Raw genomic sequence first — 24,531 nt, forward strand, 5'->3', positions numbered from 1 at the left:
TTAAGAAAACGGTATTAACGGTACAAATAAAATTTAGTATGTAAGCCATTCCCTTTTGTTATTCATATAGAACTTATAATCTCTCATTATAATGCATCTAAAATATGGAAAATTTTATCTCTCAAATTATTGATGGGCAAATACAATTTGCAATGAAAAAGCAATAATATCTGACTAACAATTTTTCTCGCAAAAGGGAATCTTACATCAGCTTTTCTATTAACTTCAAGGTTAGAATGGTTATAATATTTTAGTGTCTTGCTCTTCTCCTTTTTATTAATAATACTCTAAAGTAATTATTAATAAATATCCTTTTGCAAACATAGGATGACACTGTTCCTAAACAACAGAGAGCTGTTATTCATTCAGAAGGAGGAACGACTGAAGAATCTCTTAAATAGTATCATCAAGAAATGACCACTTAGGATTAATACTAGAAATTAGATTATTCTTTTTTTCTCTACTCCAACCTTTGATTTGCTTTTCTCTTTTAATAGCATCTTCAATTTCAAAAAAATGTTCATAATAAATAAGATGAAAACATTTATATTTTGAAGTAAAGGCTTTTGAAAAAGTTTCTGGGTTTTTATGAAAATAGAGTCGTTCTTTTAGGTTATTGGTTACTCCGGTGTATAGAACTGTTTTTATTCTATTGGTTAGTATATAGATATAGTAGTTATGTGTGCCTTTTGTTTTCATTTAGTGTTATTTTTATGAGATTCTTCGCTGCGCTCTGATGACACCATCCCTAAACAAAAGAAAACTTCTGTATCATCCTTCCTTTCAAATAATTCGCTTTCTTCCTAGGGCATGTAATCAATACTAATATCATCCAATTCATAAACCCCATCAAAAATTTCCTGTCCGCTTCCTGTATATTTAAAAGCAATATGTATGGTTCCAGTAACACAAGACAGGTTGATATTTCCGGAATTAAACCAGGGCACAAAAGAATCGGTATCTTTTACAATATAAGCTGCCGATAGTACACTCCAACTAGAAGCGGTTATAGTTTCTTCGGTACCATCCCAGTCTAAAGAATACAATACTTCTAAATAACTACTATCTGCTAAGCTATTAGAGGTTTTAAAACGTAAAGTCTCTCCCTCTTGCGTATCCATGTTAATGGCGGGTGTTATTAACCACCCAATATTACTATCATCTCCGGAACTCGCAGATTTAAATCTCGCAGACCTTCCTAAAGAGGCATTCGTTGATGTAGATGAATAGGCTTCCCAACCTTCGTTACCGGTTTCCATATAATTAGTCCAACCATTACCTGTTATTAGTTTATTATTTTTTTGCGATTCGAAATCTTCATAAAATAAATTTGTAGTCCTTAATGCTTGTGCTAATCCACAATCTAATTCCATAGGATCACAACGTTCGTCTGAATCAAAAGTAATATCGGACGAACTATTTACTATCAATACATAAAAATCGTCTCTATAATCTCTACTAAACACGCCTCTAATACTTCCCTTATTCTGAGGTACTGGCAAGGACTTAAAATCTGAAAAAGTGCTTGTTTGCAATAAAATCGGGGGACCCGATTCACAGCTTTCTAAAATTCTTAAACCATCGAATGCATCTGTAGATTCACCTGCATAAGTTAAGACCAGATCAAACCTATTAACCTGCATATTATCTAACTGAATTAAAGTGTTTTCATCATCTTCTGTTAAATGAATTAATGAACTTATTTTTGGTGTTATTGTAGCAATTTCCGAAGTTCTTAAAACAATATTCCGATATTCAAAATCCTGAATGTGTTCTATTGTAGCATCTTCACCCCGACCAATTGTTAAAACACCATTAGACTCTCCAATAGTTAAGCCTTTAAGCTTTACATATACTTTCCTTCCAAACTCGTAGGTGTCAGACAAGCTCCCTACATTAATTTTTAACTTAAGACCAAGTCTTGGGTCATTATCTGAGTTATTGGCATCTGTTTTATTTTGAATGATCAATTCTTTAAAAAAATTCCCTGCCTGATCACTTGAAATAACGTAGCCTTCAATATATAAGTCTTCTTCTATAACGGCTATAAGGTTACCTTTATTTATTGCCTGATCGTACCTTTCATAAATGGCTTTAAATGTTGTTAATTGGTTTGTTGGAATTACTATATTTTCTGTATTATTAGGGCTAGGAATACCATAGTCTTCATCTACACAAGAGAAAAATAGTATCACGATATTTAAAATTAAAAGTCTATTTATGTCGTTCATTATATCTTTTTAAAAATTAACGTAAACATTTAGAAAATATGTAGCTCCTCTTCCATACCAATATTTAGACCCAAAAACGGGTCTATTTAAAGCTTGATCGTCTCTTAGTTGTCTGTAATTCGCATTTCTTCCTTGTTCAAAACCTCCAGTCTTGAAAACTTCATCTAAAACATTATTGATGCTTGCAAAAAACCCAATGTAATATTTATTGACACGCCACGATTTACCTCCTACAAGGTTTACTAGCATATAGTCATCAAAGGTTTCTTGCTTAAGTAATGCTTTGGCAACCTCTTCATCATAATCAATAAATGGTAGACCATCAACATCTGTAAAAAAGTTATCGGTTCTGGTTAATGGGCTAATGTCTGCATACGTTTTATCAAAAAAATTGATCGTAGTACCAAACCACCAGTACTTTGGGTCGCGATATTCAAACCCAATAGAGTAAGCCCGATGTGGCCCAACTGCTAATTTGTAACCTTTAAGTTTTGAGGTTCCTAAATAAACATTTTCAAACCTATCTGAAGATAGATATAAATCTGGATTATTAGCATAAGTGTATTGTCCTAAAGCAGTAACACCTTTTAATTTAATAGTTGAAGTTACCTGAGCTTCAACACCTAATTCTGCTCCTATATGGTTTTTGCTTATGCCTTGTAGGATCTCCTGGATAAACTCGTTATCGTCATTACCAGATTGCTGTGTACCAGATTCGGCAATGACATGTCCTATACCATCGGCAAAGAAAAACGAGATGTCATTAGCATCTTTAAGTTTTGTATAAAATCCCGTAAGCTTTGCTTTAAGGATAGACGATCTGAAAATATAACTGGCGTCTAAAGACATTATTTTTTCTTCAGAAATATTCGGAACAATATTGTGATTTGCTCTGGAATTAGAATAACTATTGCGAATAGAGGGTGCTTTTATAACATAACCTGCATTTATATCTACTATATGTTTGCCTGTAATTTTATATGTACTACCAGCTTTAACTCCTAATCCTGTAAAAGATAACGTTTCACCTTTACCAAAGGAATTATTCTGAAATGTTTCATACTGAAATAACCCCTCTCTTTGATATTGTGTACTGGTTATACTCCCTGATACAAAAAAATCTAGTGCATTGTATGTCACTTGTGCTTTTGCAAAACCGGAAAAAATGCTAGCTAACATATTATAGTTATAGCTGTAAATATCTCCAGCGTCTAAAATTGCATTCGGGTTGTTTAAATTGAATTGAACGCCATCAAAACTATCTACATTTAAAAAGCCGGAACCGCCAAGAAGATCTAGAACTTGAGCATAATTTTCAGATTCCAACTTTTTATAGTTTATAGATACATTCAATAAAATATGTTCACTTAATTCACCACTTAAAACAGTATTTACGGTTAATTGCTTATCATCTACTCGGTCTTCGTATAACATATACGCCGAATTTCTTCCTTGAGATGTGTTAATTAAATTTGTATCGTACATCTGTTCCCAATTAATCTGTCCGTTATTTAAAAACTCTTGCTGTGCACCATAAGCAAACTCTAAGTCGTTTGGAAAGTTCCTTTCAAAATAACTTGGAAGTTTTTGATAATAAGTCGGACTCGGGTTTCTACCTCCGCTTTCAAAAACTATAGTACCATCTGTATTCACAATTCTATTAGCTCCTCCGTATGCCAAACGACTATTTCCTAACGTTCCAAACTGATAACCTATATTGGTATTTAATTTCGTTTTGCTGTTTATAGCCCAATAATGATTTAACATAATAATGGGCTCTTTTACTTCCTTTATACGAGAATTTCGTTTTTCTCCCATTTGCCAGCCCCAATATTCATTATATTTTATACCCTTTAAATCATAAACTTCCTGAGTGTTTGGTGACGACTTCCCTCTTCTATTGGGTGCATAAATACCTGTAAAACTTAAACTATGTTTCTCATTAATTACTTTTTCTACAGAAGCAAAAATTGAGTTAGAGTTATACAATGTAGCATCCTGATATCCTTCATTTCCCCAACGTCTTCCTAAAGATAATGTGTAAGCCCACCCGTTTTTTAATAATCCTGAACTATAAGTAGCTAACAATCTGCTCGTATAACTTCTATTAGATGATGAATATGTGACACGTTTTCCTGAGCGCATTAATGATGCTCTGGTATTAATATTTATGCTTCCTAAAAGCCCTCCAAAATTATACTTAGAAGGTGTTAAACCTATACTAAATTCCTGATGGCGCATCACATCATTTAGACCACCCCAATTACTCCATTGTGGACGTCCGTTATAGATTTTGTTCATTTCAATACCGTTAATCATAACGGATCCCTGATCAGAATCCAAACCTCTTAGTTTAAAAAAAGAGGTACTAAATTCAAAAGCCACTGTACGTTGAAAAATATCTGGAGATGATTGCAATAATCCTGACATATTATCTAAACCACTGGTATCGTCATCAAGTTCATCATCTGATAAACTAATTGTAAACAATTCTTGAGACAATGAGTTATCTGTTTCTAAAGTCATATCGGAAATGTTTACTATTTCATTTTCATAAACAATTATAGGATACCTTTTTCTTATGTATCCTACTTTAGATATCCTTAAAACTTGTTCTCCTAAAGGTACATTTACAGAGAATTCAAATTCACCTAAAGCATTGGTTTGTGTTTGTTGATTTGTTTCTTCTATGGTTATAGTAGCGTTCTCAATAGGCTGGTATGAAATCAACTCCTTTACACTTCCTTTTATGAGGGTTTGTTGAGAGAATACGGAGAACGTTGAAAATAATAAAAGAGAAACAGCAATTACTTTTTTTAATACAATCAGGTTCCTTTCTATTAAAAATATATTCACTCTAATAGTAACATTTAATTTGTTTGCGAATATATATTATTTGTAAGAAATAACATATTTTTGTTTAAAGAAATTATCTACTTTTAAATTTAAGCTAATTGTTGTTTATATGAAATATTTAAACCTATTGGTAATCGCATTATTTACTTTGTACATTGGAAATATACATGCACAAGAAAAAAAGCTATATAAAATCCACACGGTTGCTTTTTACAATTTGGAGAACTTATTCGATACTATTAATGACCCAGGCAAGTTGGATGAATTTAGCCCCATGATGGAATTAAGGACAAATCGAGGCATCGTGTATAAAAGGAAAGTTAGAAATATGGCTCGGGTTATTGCTGATATTGGATATAAAGTAACACATAATAAACCTGCTATTATTGGAGTATCTGAAATTGAAAACCAAGAAGTGTTGGAAGACCTTGTTAGCGATTCTTTACTAAGAGATACCGATTATGGTATTGTGCATTTTGATTCTCCCGACGCCAGAGGTATTGACGTTGGTTTATTGTATCAGAAAAGATTATTTATTCCAGTATATACCAGTAAACACACATTGAAAATTTATGATGATGCTAACAAGAAGCGAATTTATACGAGAGATCAATTATTGGTTAGCGGAGAATTAGAAGGTGAAATGATTCATATTATTGTTAATCATTGGCCATCTCGTCGTGGTGGTGAAACCAGAAGTAGGCCTAAACGTATGGCTGCTGCCAAATTGAATAAATATTTAATTGACTCACTTCAGGTAATAAACCCTTATGCAAAAGTTTTTATTATGGGTGATTTAAATGACGATCCTACAAATATGAGCATTAAAAACATCCTAAAAGCTAAAAAAGACAAGAAAGAAGTCCTTTTAAAAGGGCTCTATAACCCTTTTGAAAATTTTTATAGAAACGGATTAGGCACTACAGCATATAGAGATACCTGGAGTTTATTTGATCAGATTATAATTACCAAACCATTACTTAAAAAAGATTATTCTTCTTTTAGATTTTATAAGGCCGGGATCTTCAATGAAGGCTACTTATTTCATAAAGATGGTCGCTATAAAGGGTATCCTCTTAGAAGTTTTTCTAATGGACGTTTCACAAATGGTTACAGTGATCACCTTCCTGCTTATGTATTTGTTATTAGGGAAGTGAGGTGATTTCTATAAAAATTTCTTGCATTTAATAAATATCAATTGCACGATAATACGTTGCTATTCCTGCAATCTGTGCTGAACTTGTTTCAGTAAGGCAGGAACCTTATACACTGAACTTATTAATTTCCAAGTGAATTCCTGCCTTCGCAGTAATGGCAATTAACTTAAAAACAAAAAAGTGATGCTAATAGGTATTACTTTTTGTTTTTAACCTATCCAAGAACTCCAAGGAATTCTCGATAAAAATAATACTAGAGCTATGGTATAAAAAACTGCTATTGTTTTTAATTTAGCTTTAGATGTTAACTTCTTTTTATGCTTAGAATAGCCAATGGTTATTAAAGCTACCGCTACTATATTTACAAAAGGGTGTTCTACAAGATACAATCTTGCCAAAGAATTACCCATAACGCCTCCTCCCAATTCGCTCCATAACTCAAACCTAGGAGACACAAAATAAAGTATTAAACCTATTAGTAATTGTATATGCGATACGATTAAGGTAAATAATGATTTTCGAAAGTCTTTAGCTTCATATTCTTTATCTCCAAATGTTTTTATTAAAGCGTTTGCAGTGGCTATAATCAATACTAAAAGTACTAAATACGCCCAATAAGAATGCAACATTTTCACAATATCATACATGTATCAAAATATTTAAATTTATTATAGCAAATGTAATAATTAAAAAGCATAAAAAAACCGCTCCAACTTGAAGCGGTTTAAAATTATATAATTTTGTTCGGCCTAGAAGTTGTAACGTAAACTCATATTCCAGGTTCTTCCGAGTCCAAAATACCCTCGGTTTGAAACATTTATTCCTTTATATGTTTCATCTCCAGGTTCAGTTACATTAGCAGTTGAAAGATCTGATAAATAAATTTCATCAAATACATTGTTCATATTACATCTAATATTTAAAGATTTGTCTTTCCCTTTCCCTAGCAACATTTTGTATGAGACCCCTGCATCAACTAAATCATAAGAAGGTAATTTTAAATTTTCTTTTATTCCTCCAACATTAGCATATAAATTGTCATACGTTCTCCAATCTGCATCTATTGAAAAAGATTTACAAACTTTGTAATCAAATCCTAATCCAGCAGTAAATTGAGCTGCATCTCCTACTTTGCCACCATCTATGTCTTCTGTTTCTGTACTTAGTATGTTTTGATCTTCATCTGATACCGTTGTAAATGTTTCACCATCATAAACCCAATCTCCTATGGAAGTAAATCCTTTAACTTTTAATTGAGGGGTTAGGTTAGCAACAAAATCAACTTCAACACCTGTATGTATTTGATCTAAACCTTCTTGTTGTGTATATGTAACAATATTATTCTCGAAATCTGATGTGGTTCCAACTCTATCTGTCCAAGCCGTTCTATACAAGTTAACATTAGCTAAGAAATATTGACTTTTAAAACTATAACCTGCTTCCAAACCAAAAATAGTTTCATTTTGAGTTAATGGGTTTAATTGATTTGTAAAGTTTAAGTATATTGTATCATGGAATGGCTGACGTGAATAATATCCTGTATTAAAAAACACATTATGCTGATCATTAATAACATAGTTTACTCCGGCTTTTACATTAAATCCAAAATTATCCACTTTTTCAGAATCTACACCGTCTGTAATCCCAGATGGTAAAGGAGTTCCTGTCCATTGTGGAGAGGTGCCATTTAATAATGTTTCATCCGCATATTGGTAGTGATCAAATCTTTGATGCCATTGGTTTGAAGCTGCCCCTTGAAAAAAGGCAGAAAATTTATCTCCTGTATATTCAATTTGACCAAAGACACCACCATATGAAATTCTTTCATCATTACTATATGCGATTTTATCTTCTTCTTTAAAATCATGAAATAATACGGCCCATGGATTTGCAGATAAATCTTCGGTAGTAATAACATTTTTATATGTTCCAAAAGTTCCGTAAGGTTGATGACTATCATTCTGGTCTCTTAAACGGATGTTTTCTTGCCATGACGTTAATCCGTGAAAATTTTCTACAATTCTAAAATGCTCACCATAATAGGTTCTTAAATCAACTCCAACATTTAATGTAATACGTTCTCCCAATTTCGTTTCTAAATTAGAAACCATACCATACCAGCTATGCAAATTCATAGAAGACCTAGTTATGTAACCGCCTCCAGCAGTAAAATAACCCCCAGCACCGTCTGCAACACTATTATTAAATGCATGAATAGCGTCATAATCAATTCTTTTTCCGTCTGCTGTTCTGATTCTGTTACCTCTATCTCCAGTTCCACCTCCACGTCCCCAAGATGCATATAGTACTGTAGATAAATTAGTGTTATCGTTAATATTGAAATCCCAGTTTAAGTTAGCAACTGGTTTATGATAAAAGTTTCTTCTTTCGGTTTGATACTGCCCGCGGTAGGTTCCCCAGTTATTATTAAACTTTCTACCGTGCTCCAAATAATCTGAAATACTTTTAGTAAAGTTTTGATCATGATATTGAGGTGCTCCTGTTAACAAAAAGTTGAAATTATGTGTTTCGTTTGGAGTATATCCAACAGATAGAAAATAAGTTTCTCCTGCAGCAAAGTTACCTTCATTATATCCATCACCTTGCCAATGCGATAGCATAAAACTTGCTCCCCATCCTTTTTCATTCTTTCCAGTACTATATTGTGCGGTGTTTTTTATATAATTATCATTTGCTATTCCTGCATAAACATATCCACCTTCTTTTTTGTCTGTTGTTTTTGTAACAAAGTTAGTTGTACCCCCAACCGATGAAATTGCTAGTTTTGAAGCTCCTAAACCTCGCTGTATTTGAATAGCACTGGCAATATCATTAATACCAGACCAGTTAGACCAATACATTTTACCATCTTCCATACCATTAATTGGTTGCCCATTTAATAGGTATCCAACATTAGTTTGATCAAATCCACGAATATTAATTCTGGAATCTCCAAAACCTCCAGACTGTCCAGCTACATAGACAGAAGGGGTATTTACAAGCGTCATAGTAACATCTTGAGTTCCGATTTTATTTTGAATTTCTCTGGCTTTAATTGTAGAAACTGCCACTGGTGTATTTCTATCCTCTGCCAAGTCAATAACACCTGTCCCTACTACTACTATTTCGTCAAGAGAGTTATCGGGAGTTATTATTATGTTCCCTAAATCTGTATCTCCGTTAAATGATAATATTATGGTACCATATCCCACATAAGAAATAGCAATTTCTCCAGAGCTTGCCTTTGTAGTTAATGTAAAATTACCATTATAATCTGTTGAAACACCATTAGTCGTTCCTTTTTCAACAACATTAGCACCAGGTAAAGGAGAATTAAATTCGGCATCTATTACTACACCTTTAATAGTACTTTGTGCCATTACAACCGTAGTAAAAAAGAGTGCTACAGTTAATAATAAAAAACGAGTCATTTTCTTCATAATTTTAAAGATTAATTAATTGAATTAGTCTTGTAAAATTATGCCTGAAGTAAATCTTATGGCTTATGTAAATGTTAAGTATTTTAACATTTATAATCTTAAAAAGTAGTTTTCATTATTATGAATATCGGATTCTATCAATATAAAAAAACAACATTTAATAGCTTTTTATAAAAAACACAGCAATAATTAATAATAATCTCAACAAACTAATAAAGATCATCAAAAAAGTAAATGTTAATTCGTTATAAAATTACAGTTGCCAATTCGTTAAGTAGGTTAAATAATACAAAAAAGCCGTTTCTCATAAGAAACGGCTTTTTAAATAGTTTTAATTTTTATTGGTTTAGAAGTTATAACGCATGCTAAAATTCCACGTTCTTCCATAACCAAAACGACCTTGGTTTGCTATATTAACACCTTTATAGTTTTGAGTTGGATCTGTTGATAATGGGTTATTCTCATTAAGAGATTCTATATAAACCTCATCAAAAACATTATTGATGTTAACTCTAAATTGTAATGAGTTTTTATCATTTTTACCTAATAACCATTTATAAGATAAACCAACGTCTACAGTATCGTAAGCAGGTAATTCTATAGATGGTTCTTCTACAGTAGCCGCCCCTTGAGAGTATAAATTGCTATATGTATTCCAGGTTCCATCTACACTAAATCTTGGCAAAAACTCATAATCAGCAAAAAGTCCTGCAGTAAGTTGAGCTCCACCTCCAATTTTAACACCATCTAAATTAACAGTAGTCGCAGATTCTATTTCATTTCCTGCTTCATCAAAAGTTCTTCTTAAACCATCACCATCATATGTCCAATCCCCTACGGATAAAAACCCATTAACTTTTAAGTTGTCCATAGGACGAGTAAAAACTTCTAACTCCACTCCCATGTGAGCTTGCTTAACACCTTGCGTTTGAAACAATCTAAAATCATTATCACCTTGATTACCTTCTGTTTGTAGGTCTGTTCTATTATCCCAAATCGTATAATATGCATTTAAGTTTGCTGATACTTTATCACTTTTAAATTGATACCCAGCCTCTAAGCCTGTAATTTTCTCATTTTCTATCTCAGGCTCAACCAATTCATTGCCATTTCTATCACTTACAAACAAAACACTATGAAAAGGCTGACGTGAGTAATATCCAACATTAACAAAAACTTTATGATCCTGATTTATAGTATAAGCACTACCTGCTTTAACATTAAACCCAGGGTTATTCACTTTTTCAGATTCTTCAGATTGCCCAGCAATTTGCACCTCTTTAAATTCAGTTCTCACATGTGATTGTGTAGAAGCCGAGCCCTGAAAAAATGCTGAAAAATTATCGTTACTATATTCTAACTGTCCAAATACACCTCCATAATTAATTTGCTCTTCATAATCATATCCAAAGCGTTGTGCATGGTCATCATTAGTATTGAATGTTAAGTCCCAAGGGTTAATACCTCCAAAAACTTCTGTCAATGTATTTACATTACTATTCGTTCTATTTGTTCCTTCTACAGAATTAACACTTAAAAACTCATTTACACTTCTAAAGTGAATACCATTATATAAACGTACGTCGGCACCAAAATTCAAACTCAAATTTTCATTCAATTGTGTTTCAAAGTTTGATACTAATCCATACCAGTTATGGTTGTTATTAGAACCTCTTGCATATAATGGATCTCCTGTATTACGATCTGTTATAGTAAAGGCAAATGTTCCTCTACCTAAAGATCCATATAAAACGGTTGATAGTGTAGAGTTTTCGCTAATATTCCAGTCCCAAGATAAGTTAGCTACTGGTTTATGATACACATTTCTACCTCCTGGGTATTTCCCTCCATTTAGACGATTAGGGCTATCAACACCATCAAAATTCCATGAATTGTATCTTCTTCCATTTTCAAGAAAATCTTCAATATCGCCTCGTCCTGCTGCAGCATGCCATTGAGGCGCTCCAGTAATTAAGAAATTGAATAAATGATTTTCATTAGGTTTATATCCAAATGATAAAAAATACGTTTGTCCTTGTCCATCTGTATAATCTACGTATCCATCACCTTGCCAATGACCAAACATTCCTGAAAATGCCCATCCATTTTCCATTAAACCTGTAGAATAATAAACATTTGTTTTCGTATAGTTATCATTACCTATCATCTGCTGAAGGAATCCACCCTCTTTTCTATCAACGGTTTTGGTAACAATATTTACTGTTCCTCCTACAGACGAAATGGCTAGTTTTGAAGCACCTAAACCACGTTGTACTTGCACTGCATTGGCTACATCCAGTACTCCAGCCCAGTTAGACCAGAACATTCTACCATCTTCCGGACTATTAATTGGCTGTCCATTTAACATAAATGCTGTATTGGTTTGATCAAATCCACGTAAAAACATACTACCATCACCAAATCCACCTCCTTTTATATTTTGTACGGAAGGTGTCGATTTTAATACTTCTGGTAAATCCCAATTACCTGCTCTTTCTCTAATTTCGTTAGCCTTAATAGTAGAAACAGCTATTGGTGTTTTCCTATCCTCAGCTAAATCGATTACACCAGTACCAGTAATAACTATTTCCTTAAGAGAATTGTCTGGGTTTAGTTTAATATCTCCTAAATTTGTATTACCATTAAATGATATAGTAACAGAACCATATCCTACATAAGAGATCACAATGTCTCCTGAAGATGCTCCTGTGGTTAAAGTAAAATTACCGTCAAAATCTGAGGAAATACCGTTAGTGGTTCCTTTTTCAACAATATTCGCACCAGGAAGCGGGGAATTAAGTTCAGCATCTATCACAGTACCTGTAACAGTGCTTTGAGCCATGATAACCGTAGAAAATAAGAACGCTACAGTCGTCAAGAAAAAATGAATAGTTTTTTTCATGATTTAAAAAGAATTAATTATTTGAAAATTAGTCAGTGCAAAAATACGGATAATTAAAACACAACTATGGCTCATGTGTTAATTTTCTTAACATTTATAGTAAAAGAAAAGGCACTGATATTTTAATATCAATGCCTTTTTTTAATTACACTAAGAATTTTACACTTTTTTACGCCAAACTCTTATAATAATTCAATAAATTACTGGTAGAAGAATCATGTTCGTTATTATCACTATTATTAAATTCCTGTAATATTTTGCTGGCTAATTGCTTCCCTAATTCTACTCCAAATTGGTCATAACTAAAAATATTCCAAATGATACCTTGTACGAATATTTTATGTTCGTACATAGCTATAAGTTTCCCTAAACTTTCTGGCGTTAATTCATTTATAAAAATAGTATTGGTTGGTTTATTTCCTTTAAAAACTTTAAAAGGAATAATATCAGATTTAGTGCCTTCTGCAATGACTTCTCCCTCTGTTTTACCATTTAACAACGCTTCCGTTTGCGCTAAAAAGTTAGAGATAAGCTTATCTTGATGGTCTTGATTACCGTGTAAAGACTTTGTAAAACCAATAAAATCTGCTGGAATTAATTTAGTCCCCTGGTGTATTAATTGAAAAAATGCATGTTGCGAATTCGTTCCTGGTTCCCCCCAAATTAAAGTGCCTGTTTCATAATCTATAGGGTTTCCATTTCTGTCTACACTTTTACCATTACTCTCCATAATGCCTTGTTGTAAATATGTAGCAAATTGGTTTAAGTATTGAGAATAAGGTATCACGGCTTCGCTTTCTGCCTTAAAAAAATTATTATACCAGACACTTATTAAAGCTAATACAACAGGTATATTAGTTTTAAAATCCTCATTTTTAAAGTGTTCATCCATTTTGTTAGCACCTATAAGTAAGCTTTCAAAGTTGTTATACCCAACAGCTAGACTTATGGTTAAACCAACGGCACTCCATAATGAAAAACGACCACCAACCCAATCCCACATTGGGAAAACATTATTTTCGTTTATTCCAAATGATTTTACACTTTGAATATTGGTAGATACTGCCACAAAATGTTCTGCAATAGCATCTTCGCTAGCCGATTTTAAAAACCATTCCTTAATGGTATTTGCATTAGATAGTGTTTCTTGTGTGGTAAATGTTTTTGAAACCACTACAAAGAGCGTGGTTTCTGGATTTAGTTTTTTAATCACTTCATTTACATGATCACCATCTACGTTGCTAACAAAATGAGTCGTTAAGTGGTTTTTGTAATATTGTAAAGAATCCACTACCATAGCTGGTCCTAAATCTGATCCTCCAATACCAATATTTACAATATCTGTAAATGTCTTTCCTGTATAACCTTTTCTGTCTCCATTTACCACTTCATTAGTAAACTGTTCTATTTTTTGTTTTACCTGTGATACTTCTGGTATCACATTAATACCATCTACAAGACACTCCGAAGTTTTTGGAGCACGTAATGCTGTATGTAAAACGGCTCTTCCTTCTGTTTGATTTATTATTTCTCCAGAAAACTGGCTTTTAATAGCATCTTTTAATTTAACCTCATCGGCTAATTCTAACAAATAATTAAAAGTTTCTTCTGTTATTCTGTTCTTTGAAAAATCTACGTAAAAATCATCCCATTTAATAGTAAACTTATTTGCTCGCTCTTTATCCTGAGCAAACAAATCTTTCATATGAACATCTTTTACCGTTTTAAAATGTTCTTGTAATCGTTTCCACGAACCTGTTGTGGTAGGGTTTATATTTGGTAATGCCATTATTAATCTTTAAATGAAATTAGGTTATTCTTGTTCTCTAAAGTTTCCTCTAAAACATCATCTCTAAAAGTAATAGCATCTAACTGCTTTCTTATAGGGGCAATGAAATCTAAATATTTAATTTTCAAGGAATCTGATATTGGTTTAGCCTCTGGTAATTTTTGTTTAAAAGGATCTACTTGTCTTCCATTTTTCCAAAAACGATAGCATACATGTGGGCCTCCCGTATTTCCTGTCATACCTACCCAACCAATAACATCGCCTTGTTTGACAAACTGACCAACTTTTGCATTTCGCCTGCTCATGTGAAGGTATTGGGTTTCGTAAGTGGCATTATGTCTTATTTTCACATAATTACCATTACCTCTTGTATAACTTGATTTAGTAACCGTTCCATTAGCGGTAGCCATAATTGGTGTGCCTATAGCTGCAGCAAAGTCGGTCCCTTTATGTGGACGCACTTTATAGCCATAAACGGCTATTCTTCTTTTTAAATTATATCTTGAAGAGATACGTTTAAATTTTACTGGAGCTTTTAAAAATGCGCGTCTTAAATTTTTTGCTTCTTCATTAAAATAATCAATGATTCCTTTCACGGAATCAGTTTCAAACTCAAAGGCATAGAAAGGTTCTTTATTATGCTCAAAAAATGCTGCTTTTATATTATGTACTCCAGTATAAATAGTATCGTCAATATACTTATCTGTATAGATTACTTTGAATCTATCTCCTTTTTGAAGGCGTCTAAAATCTATGGTCCATGCATAAATTTCATCAGCCATTTTGTATGCTAACCGTGGACTTAAGCCTTGTTCTTCTAATGTTTCTGAAATGTTGTTTGTTATGATTCCTGTAGCTACTTTTTCAACATATTTAATAGGCTTTTTACTAGTATAAGCATGAATTGAATCATTGAAATTGATCACTACATATTCTTCCGGATTTGGCTGATAAATAAAACATTTTGGTTGTTCTAATGAATCTTTAGAACATAACAATGTATATGGTTTTCCTACTTGAAGACGTCTTATATCGAAAGAATCTTTGGCTTTTTCTGCAATGTGAAATATTTTTGGATAACCTAGTCTATTTCGCTCTAAAATAACCCCAAAAGTATCTCCTCTTTTAATGGTATCTCGCTTAACAACATAGTCGTTTAAGTTAAAACCAAATTCATAAATATCTTCAGGAACTTCTTCTATTATTGCTAATTCTTCTTCTAAAAAAACAGGTTTAGGGTCGTCTTTACATGCAATAAAAGATATTGCTAATATGAATAGTATTAAATATCTGTTCCCCACTCTTGTATTTCTTTTTCTGACCATAATTCTGGAAAAAATATTCTTTTTTGATATTTTGGATGCATATACTTTACCCATTCGCTTCCTCCGGTAGCTTCTGCTGTTTCGCCTCCTATATTTAAATAATGATTTGCTGTATTATAATGTGCCATGACCCATTTTATGTTTACTGTGTAATCATAATGACGCATCGCTTTTATTAATTCTTTATCTTCTCTAGCTTCTTTTGGTAGTGCTTTAAACTTTGACCACAAGTTATTACCGTAGTAAAACTTAGTAAATCTAATAAACTCCTCTTTATACTTTTCTTCAAACACTGTTAATAGATAACTTTTTTTACCTGTTTTATAATCTTTCCCTGCTGCTTGCCAATACAAGTGTTCGAAAGCATTTTCATAAGACGAATTTCTATCTATAGTATCTCTGAATCTTTTATCTATAAGATTTATAAGTTCAGTAGACGCAAATTCAATTTTTCTGTATTGCGCACTTTGAAAACCACTGGCAGGTGTTAAAGTTGTTCTGAATTTATTATATTGATCGACATCCATACCATCCTTCATAATACTAAAAGAAGAGGTAAGCATATCAAAATAACGACTAATGCGCATTAATTTTGAAGTAAACATAGTGGTATCTACCTCACTGCTGTTTGCTACCTGATCTATCTCACCAAGTATCATTTTAAATAGAAGCTCGTTAATTTGATGGTACATTATAAACACCATCTCATCTGGGAAAACAGTACGTTGTATTTGAAGGTTTAGTAAAGAGTCTGTTTGAATATAATCCCAATAATTAATGGGTTTACTATGAAGCAACCCTTCTAAATAAGTCTCATAATCCTGGTCTATTGCCTCGTATTTCTCTTTTAGCTGGTTGGTTATTTTTGAATTCAAAATCTATTAATTATCTAACAACTATTTTAAAAGGATGCTTTAATCCTTTAAAAGCTTCAAGGTCTGCTCTAAGAGAGCCAACTGCTAAATCTGCTTTGATGCGTAAAGGTAATTTATTTTTGTCTTTTGACACCCATAGTGTTAAACTTTCTTCTTCCTTAAAAACACGCCCCGCCATAACATATGGTCTGAATTTTAAGGATTCGATTTTTCCAAAATCTGTGTCAATAGTTTCCTCTCCAAGATATTGTAGTTTGAATCCATAGTTTTCTTCATCAAAAAACATATCTACTCTTACTTCACTCCCTGGTTTTAAACCATTGGTATCTAAATTATTACGCAAATAATAAAAAGTAGATACCATGTCTTGGATATTAGGCCTAGTATCAATAACTGTCTTTTTATTGTACTTTTTATTGTTTACATATGCCTTATGGTTTACCTGATCAAAATCTATTTCAAGATCCTTAGTATGTCCACCTTCATCTATATTTCTAATAAATTTATAAGGCATAATAGTTTTTTTATCAAAGTAACTTTCATATCTATCTTTTACTTTAAAAAACCATTTTATCATACCGGTAGTCCAGCCTTTACCGACTACATGATAAACATCCTTATTATTTAATTTTGAATCTTTTACAGTAAGTGTTGCATTTCCTGCCTTTAAAAAGCCACTGTAGCTCATTTTAAATTTAAACCATTCACCATTTCCAAATGCCGACTCTTGCTGAGAAAAAGACATTTGCATGGCTAATATTGCTATTACTATAAGTAGTGTGTTTTTCATTTTTTATGGGTCTTGATAATCTAACTTCTTAATGTACATTTTATTGCTATATGCTTAGAAATTACAATTACTGTTCCAAAAATAAAAAATTTCTTTAGACTCCTCGTTATTAATTAGAAGAGCTTAACACTAATTTGTTACGGTGTGTTCAAAAAACAAAAAACTCCACCAAACTAAATGGTGGAGTTTTTGCTTAAACTTCACATACGAATATTTTATAGCGTACCTCTGTTTGCTTGTTCTCTTTCTATCGATTCAAAAAGCGCTTTAAAATTTCCTGCTCCAAAACCACGAGCTCCCATTCGCTGAATAATTTCGAAAAATAATGTTGGCCTATCTTCAACTGGTTTTGTAAAAATTTGCAGTAAATAGCCTTCCTCATCGGCATCAATCATTATTCCTAATCCTTTTAATGTTTCGATATCTTCTCTTAATTCATGACTGTGTTCCTCCAATCTTCCTGGAACTGCTTTATAATATTCTTCTGGTGGTGTGGATAAAAATTCAATCCCTCTAGCTCTTAAACTAGAAACCGTTGTAATAATATCATCGGTAGCAACTGCTATGTGCTGAACTCCTGGCCCTTCATAGAAATCTAAATATTCTTCTATCTGAGATTTTTTCTTTCCTTCTGCGGGCTCGTTTATTGGGAATTTTATACGCCCGTTACCATTACTCATTACTTTACTCATTAACGCTGAATATTCGGTATGGATTTGTTTATCATCAAAGGATAAAAAGTTCTCAAAACCCATAACATCTTCATACCATTTTACCCAGGTATTCATTTCTCCCCAACCAACATTCCCTACCATATGGTCTATATACTTAAGTCCTAATGGTTCTGGGTTATAATCTGATTTCCATTCACTGAAACCAGGTAAAAACGTGCCTTTATAGTTTTTACGCTCCACGAATATGTGCACGGTTTCGCCATATGTATATATACCAGCTCTAACAACCTCGCCATGTTCATCCTTCTCCACTGTGGGTTCCATATATGATTTTGCACCCCTACTAGTAGTTTCTTCATACGCTTTTCTGGCATCTTCTACCCAAAGCGCTATAACTTTTACGCCATCACCATGTTTTACAATATGTTCGTTTATTGACGATGTACTATGTAATGGTGTGGTTAATACCAAACGTATTTTGTCTTGCTTGAGCACATAACTTACAGAATCTTTAGATCCGGTTTCTAAGCCTTTATAGGCATAAGATTGAAATCCAAATGCTGTTTTATAAAAATGTGCTGATTGCTTGGCATTACCTACGTAGAATTCTACATAGTCTGTTCCTAAAAGCGGCAAAAAATCTTGCGCTCCTTCAAATATTTTTTCTAAACCGTAGTTTACTGATTTTATGTCTTTCATAATAAAGCCCATCCTAACCTTCCCAAAGGGAAGGGACTCATAACTGGGCAGGTTTTGAGTACTTTTATGAATATATTTTTAAACGTCTCAAAAGTCCCCTTTGGGGATTTAGAGGCTATAACCAAGATTTATGATAATCTTCATCGGCTATTTTCATAGCTTCCTCAGTAACCATAAGTGGTTTAAATGTATCTACCATAACAGCAAGTTCATCGGTTTTTTCTTCTCCGATACTTCTCTCTGCTGCTCCTGGGTGTGGACCATGTGGGATTCCCGCTGGGTGTAACGATATATGACCTGCATCAATATCATTTCTACTCATAAAATCACCATCTACATAATACAATACCTCATCGCTATCTATATTACTGTGATTATAAGGTGCTGGTATTGCCTGAGGATGATAATCGTATAAACGCGGGACAAAACTGCACACTACAAAAGCATCGGATTCGAAAGTTTGATGCACTGGCGGCGGCTGGTGAATACGCCCTGTAATAGGTTCGAAATCATGAATTGAAAAGGCATATGGATAATTATACCCATCGTAACCAACCACATCAAAAGGGTGAGATGCATAAACCATTTCTATAATATCTCCCTGTTTTTTTACTTTTATTAAAAAATCTCCAGATTCATTATAGGTTTCCAATTCTTCTGGTCTGCGAATATCCCGCTCACAAAACGGTGAATGTTCTAATAATTGCCCAAACCAATTTCTATAACGTTTTGGTGTATATATTGGTCTGTGAGATTCTACTATAAACAATCTGTTATCTTCGGTATCGAAGTCTATTTTATAAATAATACCTCTTGGTACTAATAAATAATCTCCGTATTTAAAATCGAGATTACCTAACATGGTTCTTAACTTACCTGTTCCTTTATGGATAAAAATAAGCTCGTCTGCATCTGTGTTTTTATAAAAATAATCGTTTGTAGATTGTTTTGGTGCAGCCAATACAATAGCACAATCACTATTTACAAGTACTGTTTTTCTGCTTTCTAAAAAGTCTTGTTCTGACTTTACCTGAAAACCTTTTAAGCGATATGATTTGATATTATTTTCTAAAGCAATTTTTGGAGCTACACTATATTGCTTTTTTATTTCTTTTACTTGTGTGGGGCGTTGTTCATGATAACTATTGGTAGACATTCCATCAAACCCAATAGTACCAAATAACTGCTCATAATACAAACTGCCATCTGGCTTTTTAAATTGTATATGTCGTTTATGCGGAATATTTCCTAATTTATGATAAAAAGGCATTGTTTCTAAAATTAAAGATTAAAAAAATATAAAGTTTATAAACCTAAAGTCCCAAACTTTAAAATGATATATTTAGAGATACAATATAGCCTGCCTATTCAGGATTTCTCTTGATAAGATAGTGTAAGAATACTAAAAGTCCTTGCCAAATAGTTTGCATAACTATACAAATATCGTGAAAATTTGCGAATTTGTAAAAAAGAAATAGAATCTTAGATTTTTATAACTATAATGACTCAAACAGCCTTAAGTTAATATTGATGATTTTAATGGAAAAACTCTATTTTAAAACCAAAAACCAATATTGAAAAACCAGATACTTTTTTTCTGTTCGGGAGAATAACTAAATTTTCCTTGAATAGGACCAACAAAAGTATCTATTGAATATCCTAACGCATAGCCATTATAATCTGAAAACGTAAACCACTCACCAGTTTCAAATATATCATCATCTATATTTGCCCAGTTTCCCTCTAAAGTAATGTGATGATTTTTAAAAATCTCATAATCGGCACTAGCAGATGCTTTTACATAACTGTTACCTGTAAGTGCAAGAAAATCGTAACCTAAAAACGGCACAAAATTGTTTATTAAATTATTGCCATAACCTCCTAATGCAAAATCTAGAGCCTGGGTAGATTTATCGCCTAGTTTAAATCCACCACACGATCGTACATTGAATGCTAATTTATCGGTAACACTAAAAGCATACCCCATGTCTGCTCTAGTAATTGAAAATCTTTCAAAATCATCATTAAAGCGAGATGCATGAAGATATAAATGTATATCGCCATTAAAATAAAATCCTTTTGTTGGAAAATATCTATTATCGTAAGTATCTAACTTCAAATTTCCAAACACACTAAAGTAATCGGTATTTTCAAATAAAAACTCATCATCATCTTGATTATTTGTCATAATGGTTTGGGACTTCACTTCCAAACGTTTATGTTCTGCTCCCAGACTAATTGCAAAATCTTTTCTAAATAATGTTTGTAAATAAAATTGATTGGTCTGATCTTGTAATTTTGCATCTATTTTATTCAACCCTGTCCCTATTAATTGATCATCATCTAGCAATAATTGGGCACTTATGTTTTTATGAAATTGTTGAAATCTGGATTTCAATCCGATGCTCCAATAAAAACCTTTATCTATTAAATATTCAAAGTTATATCTAACATTATCACCTAAAATAATATCTAATGAGGCTACATCATTATTAAATAATAAATGATTTTTAGTTAGATTTACTAACAATGCACTTTTATATAAATCATCATAATGGATACCTGCTTTTAAAAAAGCGGTATTTTTAGTTTCTGTTAATGTTGCAAATAAATCATACCCTTTTTTCCCTTTTGTTTTTCTAAACTCATAATGAAACGTCTCAAAGTTATTCGTAGCTACTAAACTATTTACACCTTTGTCAAAGTCTTTATAACTGATCTTTTTATTAAATTTCAGCTTCATTTTTCCCATGAGATAAGACCTTGTATAACTCTTATTTCCAGAAAAAGAAACGCTATTAATTATGATACTGTCTTGGGCTTTTATTTTTATTTTCGGGGCAGTTATTGTCTTTTGGTCTTTTTTAATTAAGGCTTGTAAAGCTTCCGCTTTATTTATGGCAGCTTGTCTTCCTGTTTCAATAATCTTAAACCCTTCACTAAAAGATACAACATTAAAGCCTTTGATATCTGGTTTGATGTAAACATCTGTTTTAGGAGCTTTCAACTTCATGTCTTTAATCGTCCTAAAATTGTTAATTTGAAGTAAAACATCTGGTGCCGAGACTAATTTTTCACGTCCAGCTAAGCCATCTTGAACATCAACTCCAATGATAACATCCATCCCTTTAGCTCTTAATTCATCAATTGGGTAGTTATTTACGACCCCTCCATCTGTTAGCATTTCCCCATTAATAACCACAGGTTGAAATATAGAAGGTAATGCTCCGCTGGCCATGACAGATTGTGCTAAATTTCCCTTATCCAGCATAACGGCTTGTCCTGTTTCAATATTGGTAGCAATACAAAAAAACGGAATGGGCAATTCGTTAAAGTTCTTTATTTCATTAACGTGCAGTGTTAACTTTGAAAGTAAATTATACGTATTCTGACCTCGGGAAAGTGCTGATGGTAATGAGAGTTTAAAATCATTAAAAGGAAGCTTTATAGCATACCTTTCATCATTATCACGTTCATAAAATGCTTTGGATGCTCTAGGTAAATTATCATTTATAATATTATCAAAATTGACCTCTTTAAAAATAGAGTCTAATTGATTTCCTGAGTATCCTGATGCATATAAGGCTCCTATAATAGCACCCATACTTGTTCCTGCAACATAATCAACTTTTACTCCTAAACTATCTATAACTTTAAGAGCTCCAATATGTGCTAAACCTTTTGCGCCTCCACCACTTAATACTAAACCAACTTTAACATCATCGCTATGCGTTTTATTTTGCGCTTTTGCGGAAAACAAAGCAAATAGAAAGACTGCTATTATGGTAATTTTTATTTTCAAATTTTATTTTTAATCAAATCTATATGGCTCAAAATTTCACTGAATTTGTCATGTCGAAATGAGGTACGATTGAGACATCCCATAAAGATTTGTGTTATCTATTTTATGTGATTTCTCTCTTTGTTCGAAATGACAAATGCTTTTGAAATCATATATTGAAATTCTTTTTAAACTAAATTACTTTCCATGATAATAATTATAAACCTTTTCTGCTCTAGAAACACCTACAACAGCCTCTAACTCGTCCAACTTTGCATTGGCTACCCGTTTAGCAGATTTAAAATGTTTTAATAATTCTACAACTGTTTTATCGCCTATGCCAGAAATTGTTTCTAATTCTGTATTCAACGCATTTTTACTACGTTTATTTCTATGATGTTCAATTCCAAAACGATGTGCTTCATTACGTAATTGTTGTATAATCTTTAAGGTTTCACTTTTCTTATCTAAATATAATGGAATAGGATCGTTTGGATAAAATAGTTCTTCTAATCGTTTTGCTATGCCTATAATGGCTATTTTTCCTCTCAAATTTAAAGCATCCAAACTTTTTAAAGCTGAAGATAACTGCCCTTTACCACCATCAATAATAATAAGCTGTGGTAGTGGTTGTTTTTCGTCAACCAAACGTTTATACCTTCTGTATACGACTTCTTCCATCGATGCAAAATCATCTGGCCCCACAACTGTTTTGATATTAAAATGACGATAATCTTTTTTGCTGGGCTTCCCATTTTTAAAAACCACACATGCGGCCACTGGGTTGGTTCCTTGAATATTAGAATTATCAAAACATTCAATATGTCTTGGTTCGCTAGAAAGTCTTAAATCTGCTTTCATCTGTGCCATAATCCTATTGGCATGTCTATCCGGATCTACAATTTTATCTTGCTTAAAACGCTCCATTCTATAGTACTTTGCATTTCGAAGCGATAAATCTAAAATATGTTTTTTGTCTCCTAACTTTGGCACGGTTACTTTAACATCATTACCCAGATCCACTTTAAAAGGCACATAAATTTCTTTGGAATTGGAATTGAAACGTTGTCTTATTTCAATAATAGCTAACTCCAAAAGCTGTAAATCTGTTTCGTCTAACTTCTTTTTCACCTCTAAGGTATGTGATCTAATAATAGATCCGTATGAAAGCTGCAAAAAGTTAACATAACCATAACTTTCGTCACTCATAATAGAAAACACATCAACATTGCTGATTTTTGGATTAACAATGGTAGATTTTGCCTGATAATTTTCTAATATTTCTATTTTCTCCTTTATTTTCTGAGCCGCCTCAAATTGCATCTCTTCTGCAAACTGTTTCATTTGCATTTTAAATTGCATCAAGGAGTCTTTAAAGTTTCCTTTTAAAATTTCTTTAATGGCCTTTACATTATTATGGTATTCCTGTTCAGTTTCTAACCCCTCACAAGCACCTTTGCAATTTCCTAAATGATATTCTAAACAGACTTTGTATTTACCTGCTTCTATTTTTTCTTGGGATAAATGGTAATTACATGTTCTTAGTGGGTACAGGCCTTTTATTAAGTCTAACAAAGTTGAAACCGTTTTCATACTAGTATAAGGGCCAAAGTACTCGCTCCCATCTTTAAAGATTCGGCGTGTTGAAAACACTCTAGGAAAACGTTCTTTTTTTATACAAATCCAAGGATAGGATTTATCGTCTTTCAGCATCACATTATAACGGGGCATGTGTTTCTTTATCAGATTATTTTCTAATAACAAGGCATCCGTTTCTGTTTCTACAACAATATGTTTTATACTCGCAATTTTTTTTACAAGGACTCTGGTTTTACCGTTATCATGAGTCTTTGTGAAATACGAGCTAACACGCTTCTTTAAGTTTTTAGCTTTACCGACGTATAAAATGGTATCGTTAGCATCAAAATATTGATATACGCCTGGGGCATTGGGTAAGGTTTTTAATTGTATTTCTAACGCAGGTACATCCATTAAATCAAAGGTATATTAAA

General features: G+C 32.6%; 15 protein-coding genes. 1 reads left to right on the forward strand and 14 read right to left on the reverse strand.

What is annotated here, in order from left to right:
- Positions 1-393 precede the first annotated feature (393 nt).
- From Q4Q34_RS05855 to Q4Q34_RS05865, 3 genes are all read right to left on the reverse strand, one after another.
- The gene (locus tag Q4Q34_RS05855; RefSeq protein WP_303316328.1) at positions 394-699 is read right to left on the reverse strand and encodes a GIY-YIG nuclease family protein; all 306 of its coding nucleotides are present in this window, start codon (positions 697-699) and stop codon (positions 394-396) included.
- Between the two features lie 104 nt (positions 700-803).
- Positions 804-2,231 carry a DUF5689 domain-containing protein gene (locus Q4Q34_RS05860; protein ID WP_303316329.1) on the reverse strand — a complete coding sequence of 476 codons (1,428 nt, stop codon included), beginning with the start codon at positions 2,229-2,231 and terminating at the stop codon, positions 804-806.
- A gap of 9 nt (positions 2,232-2,240) precedes the next feature.
- On the reverse strand, positions 2,241-5,087 hold the full coding sequence (locus tag Q4Q34_RS05865) for a carboxypeptidase-like regulatory domain-containing protein (protein ID WP_408611525.1): 2,847 nt from the start codon (positions 5,085-5,087) through the stop codon (positions 2,241-2,243).
- 109 nt (positions 5,088-5,196) lie between these two features.
- On the opposite strand from Q4Q34_RS05865, the gene Q4Q34_RS05870 reads away from it, so the two are divergent.
- Positions 5,197-6,249, forward strand: coding sequence for an endonuclease/exonuclease/phosphatase family protein (locus Q4Q34_RS05870; RefSeq protein ID WP_303316330.1), 1,053 nt, complete (start codon positions 5,197-5,199; stop codon positions 6,247-6,249).
- Between the two features lie 204 nt (positions 6,250-6,453).
- Here the strand turns inward: Q4Q34_RS05870 and Q4Q34_RS05875 are convergent, their stop codons facing one another.
- From Q4Q34_RS05875 to uvrC, 11 genes are all read right to left on the reverse strand, one after another.
- Positions 6,454-6,891 (reverse strand): hypothetical protein, encoded by a 438-nt coding sequence (locus Q4Q34_RS05875; RefSeq protein ID WP_303316331.1) that lies wholly within the window; start codon positions 6,889-6,891, stop codon positions 6,454-6,456.
- Between the two features lie 102 nt (positions 6,892-6,993).
- On the reverse strand, positions 6,994-9,684 hold the full coding sequence (locus tag Q4Q34_RS05880; RefSeq protein ID WP_303316332.1) for a TonB-dependent receptor: 2,691 nt from the start codon (positions 9,682-9,684) through the stop codon (positions 6,994-6,996).
- A 346-nt stretch (positions 9,685-10,030) separates the two neighbouring features.
- Positions 10,031-12,586 (reverse strand): TonB-dependent receptor, encoded by a 2,556-nt coding sequence (locus Q4Q34_RS05885; protein ID WP_303316333.1) that lies wholly within the window; start codon positions 12,584-12,586, stop codon positions 10,031-10,033.
- A 169-nt stretch (positions 12,587-12,755) separates the two neighbouring features.
- A complete protein-coding gene (gene pgi / locus Q4Q34_RS05890) occupies positions 12,756-14,375 on the reverse strand; it encodes a glucose-6-phosphate isomerase (protein WP_303316334.1) in 1,620 nt (539 codons plus the stop codon).
- A 2-nt stretch (positions 14,376-14,377) separates the two neighbouring features.
- Positions 14,378-15,700: a M23 family metallopeptidase gene (locus Q4Q34_RS05895; RefSeq protein ID WP_303316335.1), complete on the reverse strand. Its 1,323-nt coding sequence runs from the start codon at positions 15,698-15,700 to the stop codon at positions 14,378-14,380.
- Entirely contained in the window at positions 15,658-16,575 is a 918-nt protein-coding gene (locus Q4Q34_RS05900; protein ID WP_303316336.1) for a tryptophan 2,3-dioxygenase family protein, read from the reverse strand. Before Q4Q34_RS05900 ends, Q4Q34_RS05895 begins: the two co-directional genes overlap by 43 nt.
- A gap of 10 nt (positions 16,576-16,585) precedes the next feature.
- On the reverse strand, positions 16,586-17,365 hold the full coding sequence (locus tag Q4Q34_RS05905) for a DUF3108 domain-containing protein (protein ID WP_303316337.1): 780 nt from the start codon (positions 17,363-17,365) through the stop codon (positions 16,586-16,588).
- Between the two features lie 215 nt (positions 17,366-17,580).
- Positions 17,581-18,741 carry a 4-hydroxyphenylpyruvate dioxygenase gene (gene hppD / locus Q4Q34_RS05910; RefSeq protein WP_303316954.1) on the reverse strand — a complete coding sequence of 387 codons (1,161 nt, stop codon included), beginning with the start codon at positions 18,739-18,741 and terminating at the stop codon, positions 17,581-17,583.
- Between the two features lie 112 nt (positions 18,742-18,853).
- Positions 18,854-20,008 (reverse strand): homogentisate 1,2-dioxygenase, encoded by a 1,155-nt coding sequence (locus Q4Q34_RS05915; RefSeq protein ID WP_303316338.1) that lies wholly within the window; start codon positions 20,006-20,008, stop codon positions 18,854-18,856.
- Positions 20,009-20,293: 285 nt separating this feature from the next.
- Positions 20,294-22,534, reverse strand: a complete 2,241-nt coding sequence (locus Q4Q34_RS05920) for a patatin-like phospholipase family protein (protein ID WP_408611549.1) — start codon at positions 22,532-22,534, stop codon at positions 20,294-20,296.
- 183 nt (positions 22,535-22,717) lie between these two features.
- Entirely contained in the window at positions 22,718-24,511 is a 1,794-nt protein-coding gene (uvrC, locus tag Q4Q34_RS05925; RefSeq protein ID WP_303316340.1) for an excinuclease ABC subunit UvrC, read from the reverse strand.
- Positions 24,512-24,531: the final 20 nt, after the last annotated feature.

It is taken from the genome of Flavivirga abyssicola, assembly GCF_030540775.2.
In the GTDB taxonomy this organism is placed as follows: domain Bacteria; phylum Bacteroidota; class Bacteroidia; order Flavobacteriales; family Flavobacteriaceae; genus Flavivirga; species Flavivirga abyssicola.

What these genes read in the sequence shown, in the direction of transcription:
- Q4Q34_RS05860 (WP_303316329.1), bottom strand. Translation starts at nt 2,231, where the DNA reads ATGAACGACATAAATAGACTTTTAATTTTAAATATCGTGATACTATTT.
- Q4Q34_RS05870 (WP_303316330.1), top strand. Translation starts at nt 5,197, where the DNA reads ATGAAATATTTAAACCTATTGGTAATCGCATTATTTACTTTGTACATT.
- Q4Q34_RS05895 (WP_303316335.1), bottom strand. Translation starts at nt 15,700, where the DNA reads ATGGTCAGAAAAAGAAATACAAGAGTGGGGAACAGATATTTAATACTA.
- Q4Q34_RS05855 (WP_303316328.1), bottom strand. Translation starts at nt 699, where the DNA reads ATGAAAACAAAAGGCACACATAACTACTATATCTATATACTAACCAAT.
- uvrC (WP_303316340.1), bottom strand. Translation starts at nt 24,511, where the DNA reads ATGGATGTACCTGCGTTAGAAATACAATTAAAAACCTTACCCAATGCC.
- Q4Q34_RS05880 (WP_303316332.1), bottom strand. Translation starts at nt 9,684, where the DNA reads ATGAAGAAAATGACTCGTTTTTTATTATTAACTGTAGCACTCTTTTTT.
- Q4Q34_RS05885 (WP_303316333.1), bottom strand. Translation starts at nt 12,586, where the DNA reads ATGAAAAAAACTATTCATTTTTTCTTGACGACTGTAGCGTTCTTATTT.
- Q4Q34_RS05915 (WP_303316338.1), bottom strand. Translation starts at nt 20,008, where the DNA reads ATGCCTTTTTATCATAAATTAGGAAATATTCCGCATAAACGACATATA.
- Q4Q34_RS05905 (WP_303316337.1), bottom strand. Translation starts at nt 17,365, where the DNA reads ATGAAAAACACACTACTTATAGTAATAGCAATATTAGCCATGCAAATG.
- pgi (WP_303316334.1), bottom strand. Translation starts at nt 14,375, where the DNA reads ATGGCATTACCAAATATAAACCCTACCACAACAGGTTCGTGGAAACGA.
- Q4Q34_RS05875 (WP_303316331.1), bottom strand. Translation starts at nt 6,891, where the DNA reads ATGTATGATATTGTGAAAATGTTGCATTCTTATTGGGCGTATTTAGTA.